Consider the following 5,991-nt stretch of genomic DNA (forward strand, 5'->3'; position numbering starts at 1 on the left):
GCCGGCGTAGCGGGCGGGAACGGAATAGCGGTTGGTGTCGAGCCTCACACGGAACTGCTTGCAAGCGCGTGTGCTCTCGATGCGACCGATGTCGTAGGGCATCGGGTTCAAGGGGCGCAGAGGGGGTTGCTCTTCCTGGAACACATCGATGGGCCGGCGTCGTGTTTCGCCGTGGACGCGCACATTGGCCACGGTGTCGAGCCACAGTTGCGCGGCCGGATTGATGGCGCTGAACTCGGAGAGCTCCAGTCCGTTCAGGAAGTTCTTCTTGACGTAGCCCACCGCATTCTCCACGCGCCCCTTCTCGTTGCCGCGTCCCGGTGCGCAGGCGGCGATGTCGAAGCCCCAGTGCCGGGAGAAATCCAGGTAGCGCGCGTTGAACACCGGCGCGCAGCCTGCCAGGCGCTGCAGGACCGCCGACTTGAGGTTATCGACCATGATCTTGGCCGGAACGCCCTGGATGGCGGCGAACGCCTGCTCGTGACAGTCGAGGAAATGCTCCATCTTCTGTGAGACGGTGAACTGCACGTACAGGCGCCGGCTGTGCGCGAGCACCAGCACGAAGAAGCTCAAGCGCCGGCGGGTGGAACCGACGGCAATCGAACCGTACTCGCCCCAGTCGACCTGGGCGCATTCGCCTAATCGCAAGCAGCCCGTAATGCGAAGGAAGTGGCCCGCGTCCCAGTATTTGCAGGGCCAGGGGGCCAGGCAACCTTGTCATTATGGGCGCGCGTTCGTCACAGCGAGTCGAGCCAGGCGAGCAGCTCCGGATTCCGCTTCCACCGTGGGGGCCGCCCGGGCTTCGTCGACGGATCGATCTGTTCGAGCGCCCTTCGCTTGGTCTCCAGATTGGCGCGAGCGTAGTGATTGGTCGTGTCCAGTCGAGCATGCCCGAGCCAGTTGCGGATCACCGTGACGTCGACACCGGCGGCAACGAGCTGGACGCCGACGCTGTGGCGCCAGGTGTGCGGTGTGACGCGCTTTGTCGCGAGCGAGGGCACGTGCCGGGCTGCGGCCTGAACGTATTGCTTGAGCTTGAAGCGAACCCCTGCCGGCCCGAGCGGTTGACCGTAGCGATTGACGAAGATGGGTTCGTCATTCGCGCGCGGCTGTCGCCTCAGCAGCGCCTTGAGCACCTCCACTGTCTCCGGCCATAGGGGGCAAATTCGACTCTTGCGTCCCTTCCCGAATAACTCGACCTGGGCGGGTGATTCGAAGCGGATGGACCGCGGACAGACATCCAGCGCCTCCTGGATTCGGGCTCCCGTGTTGTAGAGGAACGCGAGCAGCGCGTGATCCCTTTGCCCTTCCAGGCTCGAGCGGTCCGGCTCCCGCAGGATAGCGGTGATCTCATCGGAATCCATGTAGCACATGGCGGGCCGGGTCATCTTCTTGACGGGGATACGCGCGATCTCCGTGCATTGCGCGATCGCCAGCGGTTCACGATGGGCGACGAAGGCGAAGAAGCTGTGGATGGCGGCGAGCCGACAGTTGCGCGTGCCGACGGACACCTTTCTGTCCCTCTCCAGGTGATCGAGGAACGCAAGCACCTCGCCCGCCTTCAGGTCAGCCAGTGACAGTTCCGCGATCTCGCGCCGTTTGCGCTCGGAGGCAAATCGCAGGAACAGCTTCCAAGTATCGCGATACGAGTATACGGTGTGACGAGAGAGATTTCTCTGTTTGCCTATCCATTCATGGAAGAACGCGTGCAGCAGGAAGGCGAGGGAGTCCGATTTCATCGCGAGCCCTCCGCCGCCCGGAGCGCCGCTGCGCCGTTCTTGCGGAAGCGCTCACCAGCTTCCTGCAACAATTCCGGGGTGATGTTTAGATACACCAGTGTCGAGCGAATGTCCTTGTGCCCGAGGTAGGTTGCGAGATAGGGGAGCCTGGACTGTGGGTTGATGCCCGACTTGTACCAGTCGCGCATGCGATGGCCCACCATTGAGTGTCTGAGATCATGGATTCGTGCTCCGACTGCGCCGTGTGCTGGCTTCACGCCCGCGCGCCGCAGTACGTCCGTCAGCACGAGCCGCACCCCTCCGACGGAGTAACCGCGGCTTCGCTGCGGACTCCAGAATAGGGGACTCTCTGGATTCGTTGGCCCCCCCACACCTTGACGCACGGAGAGATAGTGCTTGAGAGCAGCCATTACTCCGGGGGCCACAGGCAAGCAGCGATGCTTGAAGAACTTCGTCTCTCGGATGACGATGGTCTCCTGCCGCAGATCAACATCCCCGAGCCTCAAGCGCACGATCTCTCCGCCCCGCAAACCGGCGCAGTAGGCAAGCATGAGCATCGTGAAGAGGCTAACCGGACGCCATGGGGCTTTCGGCGACGGGTACGCGAGCGCCGCCCGCAATATTCGCCGTACCTCCTCGTCCGTGTAGAGGTGGGCAGAGCGGTGGTGTTGGCGCGCTGCTCGAGCAACACCATCGCCAATGGGCAAGACAGGCGCGCGGGGATCGAGTCGGTGCATGGCCTTCGAGACGATGCGGCCGGCTTTGCGAGCGTCGTAGAGGCGAGTCGGAGACGGTTGCTCTTCGTTCCAGTGCTCGACGAGCCTGTTCAGCGGAAGCCCGGATAGCGCCGGGTGGCGCTGCAAGAAGCGATCGAAGCGCAGGAGCAACTCTTCATTCGTGTCATAGCGATACCCGAGCGTGCGCATGTGCGCCACAAGATCTTCCATCACTCGTCCGAGGAAGCTTCCGAACGGGGGAAGCTGACGCAGTTGCTCCAACGTGTTGCTGTCCTTGCTAACCAGCGCCCGTACTATCGGCGTCGTGCGCGGTCCGTACTGCCGATGCAGTTCCGCAAAGGGATTCGATGCGATCACCCCTTGCTTCTGCAGCCACTGGAGGTATCGCTCGACCAAGAAGGTCCGATGACAGAGGATGTGCGCCGGCCACTTGAGACTGTGCTCCTTCAGCCATTGCTGCATGATCTGGATAGTCGGCGCAGCGGCCCCGCTGTGCTTCGAGACAAAGCCGGTGAAGCTTCGCAGCGTTCCGGCATAGTTCTTGGGCGTCGCTACATGACGAAAGTGCTGGGTCCGCAGGAACCGTTCTATGAGCTTCGCGTCTGCCAGAGATAGACAAGTCATGGCGACACCCCGCTCGGTAGCTCCAAGCCGATGGCTCGTAGATCTTCCGTCGCCAGCTTCAGATACTCCGCAGTCGCCGCGGCCGATGTATGTCCCAGGACATCGCCAATGATTTTGAGCGGCACGCCGGAGCGAAGCAGACTCACCGCGCGGGCGTGGCGAAAGGCGTGGGGGCCTTTCCGCCCCTCAGGGGTAATTCCGGCGGCTCGCAAACGAGCGCTCGTTACGCAGTTGAGGATCGAACCGTCTTTGAACGGACGATGCGGTGCTTGGATGCGCAGGAACACCTCTCGATGCGCGCTTGGGGGGCGCGCCTTCTGCAGGTATCGAAGCACGGCTTCGCCCGGCTCGCGCAGCAAGGGAAGCTCCGAGTACGCACCCGTCTTCGAGTGGCGCACGCGAAGAACATCCCTCCTCCAGTCGATATCCTTCAGGCGCAGTCTGACGATCTCTGTGGCCCGCAAGCCGTAGCTCGCCAACAGCGTCAAGATGGCGTAATCGCGCAGACCGACCGGGCGGGAATCCTCGCGAGTCACTTCCAGCACTCTCTGCACTTCTTCCGGACGTAGCGCGGAGGGAATGTCTTCGTGCTCGTAGATGCGCGGACCGATGACCGTGTCACTGAGATCGGATGCAGTGCACCCGCGACGATGCAAATGACGCAAGAAGTCTCGAAGGCAAACAGTGCAGTCCTCGATCGACGCACGACGCAGGCCGGCGCAACGTTGCTTCACGTACGCATCAACGTCGCGAACGCTCAGGCCGGCCAGGCCCTCCTGGTCTGCGCGTGGCCCGCGCGACATCAGGAACCGCAGCGCGTGCGTCGTGCGTTTGGCCCGTGTCTCGGCTTGCAACCCACGCACGTCTCGAAGCCACGTGTCGTACTCGTCCACGAGGTCGCGGTGAAAGGCTTCGAGCGCGGTAGCCGGCGGGTCCGGAACCGGCCATCTTCCGTGCACCAGGCGCAGCAGCATGTGAACGGCACCAGTGTATCGATGGCGCCATTTCTGAAATGGCGGCGGCTCTCCGTACCGTCTACGGAAGAGCCGATATTGTCGGCGCAAGAACTGTGTGACGTGCACCGAGCGGATGCCCTCTATCGCCAGCGCTTTGGCGTCGCAGTAATCGAGTAAGTGACGTGCGCGAGCGGGATACCACCGCTGGACCCGAGAGGAATATCCCTCTGCTTTCAGGTGAGTACGCAGTTTCTCAACCAACAAGTCATCGATCGATGTTCGAGTGGACATGGGAACCTCCTTGGACGAGACAGTTCCCGAGGATCCCACATGCCCATAATGCGAAGCGCGATTGCGAGAAGATGCCGGAATTCCTCAGCCTGGGACGACTCCTTTCCATTACGGGCTGCTTGCGATTAGGGGAATAATGGGAAGCTTCCCATTACTCGCCGGGGGCGAAGGCAAGCTTCAGGAACGCCTCGCGGCGCACCGGGCGCATCTTGCCCACGTAGTCCTTGAGGATCGTCAACCCCCCGGCGTAGCCCGCCTCCTGCAGCCGCTGGAAGATCTGCTGCGCGCTGTAGGGGTGGCTCTCCAGCAAGCGCACCACCTGGTCCTTGAACGGATCGAGCCGGCTCGCCCGCGGCGCGCATGCTCGTGCTTCATAGCGCGCGCGCTTCACCCACTTGGCCACCGTCTCCGGATGCACGCCCAGCGCGCGCGCCGTTTGCGCGATCGTCAGGCCTTGCCGGTCATGGTGATCGTGAATCTTGCAGAAGGTCTCGTAGTCGATCATCGTGCCTTGCCCAGGTGCGCGCGCAACTGCGCGAAGCGCTCGCGCCACTGCTCGCGCGAGATCTCGCGCGAGGGCGCCGGCACAGCAGGCGCATCCAGCGCGAGCACCTGGTAGAGCGGGCTCTCGTAGGCGATGAGCCCCAGGCGCACGAGATCGGCGCGCGCCTGGCCAAGCCGCACCGGATCCATCGACAAGCGCCGGGCGATCGAGGCCTCCGAGTAGTAGCTCAGTCCCTGGGCATCGCCCACCGTGACCAGAAACAGGTACAGCGCGCACCCCGGCGCATCACAGCGCTCGATGTGCCGATCGCGCACCAGGCGGTGATCGAGCCAACTGAACTGCGCCGGAATCCGGCGTACCCGCTCGCGCACCAGCACGCGCTTGATCGTCATGACTCGGCCCGCCCCTGCAAAATGTCCCGCCCCAGTTGTAGCAGCCGCCGGGAGGCCCTGGCGATGTCCTCTTGCAACGCACTGTCGGTGAGGTGGGCGATTAATCCAATCAGAACCGTGGGTTGGGCGGCCAAGACTTCTTGTAACGCAGGGTGCGCGAAGAGGCTCGAATCGCTTTGTGTTTCAATGCCTTGGCCCGAGGAGTCCTCTTGTAACGCAGTGGCAGCTGTGGTCCCTGGACGGCGCCAGTACCCTGGATGCGCGGCGCGCCAGGCCTGCACCCGCGCCACATTGATTGCCCCGTGGAAGTAGTCGCGGTTCTCCGATTTGGCGAGCCAGCGGCGCTGACTCGCCGCCTTGCTCGACTTGCGGCACGCGGGCTTCGGGCAGTGCCGCTGATGCTGCCGGTTGCGCGCATCGGGCCGAAACAATTCCCCACAGCACAGGCACTTGCGTCGTCTCGCGCGCTTCATCACTCCGCCTCCCCTTTAGGCGGATCATGCGGCGCGGCGACCGAGTGTGAACGGCGCTACGGATGTGCCCGAAGAACACGCAAAACCGGGCGAAGAAGAGTTCTGAGATAGAAAACTTCGAAGAAGATCGACGAAGAAAATACACGACGTTCATCCCGACCAATTCACACGACTATCGGAACGACGGTGACAGTTGACCGAGGCGTTGGCGCGCCGCGACTGGTAGCCGCCTTCCACCGAGAAGTTGTGGGCGGTGTAATCGACCGGCGCAGGC

At 63.0% G+C, this 5,991-nt stretch carries 7 protein-coding genes; all 7 read right to left on the minus strand.

Features of this window, described 5'->3' with window-relative positions:
- Positions 1 to 648: IS21 family transposase (gene istA / locus Q8P46_09615; GenBank protein ID MDP2620417.1), on the minus strand; the 648-nt coding region annotated here is incomplete at its 3' end.
- Positions 649 to 737: 89 nt separating this feature from the next.
- Entirely contained in the window at positions 738 to 1,739 is a 1,002-nt protein-coding gene (locus Q8P46_09620; protein ID MDP2620418.1) for a tyrosine-type recombinase/integrase, read from the minus strand.
- On the minus strand, positions 1,736 to 3,100 hold the full coding sequence (locus Q8P46_09625; protein MDP2620419.1) for a tyrosine-type recombinase/integrase: 1,365 nt from the start codon (positions 3,098 to 3,100) through the stop codon (positions 1,736 to 1,738). Before Q8P46_09625 ends, Q8P46_09620 begins: the two co-directional genes overlap by 4 nt.
- Positions 3,097 to 4,347 carry a site-specific integrase gene (locus Q8P46_09630; protein MDP2620420.1) on the minus strand — a complete coding sequence of 417 codons (1,251 nt, stop codon included), beginning with the start codon at positions 4,345 to 4,347 and terminating at the stop codon, positions 3,097 to 3,099. The genes Q8P46_09625 and Q8P46_09630 overlap by 4 nt, the downstream gene beginning before the upstream one ends.
- Positions 4,348 to 4,498: 151 nt before the next feature.
- Positions 4,499 to 4,852, minus strand: coding sequence for a helix-turn-helix domain-containing protein (locus tag Q8P46_09635; protein ID MDP2620421.1), 354 nt, complete (start codon positions 4,850 to 4,852; stop codon positions 4,499 to 4,501).
- The gene (locus Q8P46_09640) at positions 4,849 to 5,244 is read right to left on the minus strand and encodes a hypothetical protein (GenBank protein MDP2620422.1); all 396 of its coding nucleotides are present in this window, start codon (positions 5,242 to 5,244) and stop codon (positions 4,849 to 4,851) included. The genes Q8P46_09635 and Q8P46_09640 overlap by 4 nt, the downstream gene beginning before the upstream one ends.
- Positions 5,241 to 5,717: a hypothetical protein gene (locus tag Q8P46_09645; GenBank protein MDP2620423.1), complete on the minus strand. Its 477-nt coding sequence runs from the start codon at positions 5,715 to 5,717 to the stop codon at positions 5,241 to 5,243. The genes Q8P46_09640 and Q8P46_09645 overlap by 4 nt, the downstream gene beginning before the upstream one ends.
- Positions 5,718 to 5,991: the final 274 nt, after the last annotated feature.

The sequence above is a fragment of the Hyphomicrobiales bacterium genome (assembly GCA_030688605.1).
Taxonomy (GTDB): domain Bacteria; phylum Pseudomonadota; class Alphaproteobacteria; order Rhizobiales; family NORP267; genus JAUYJB01.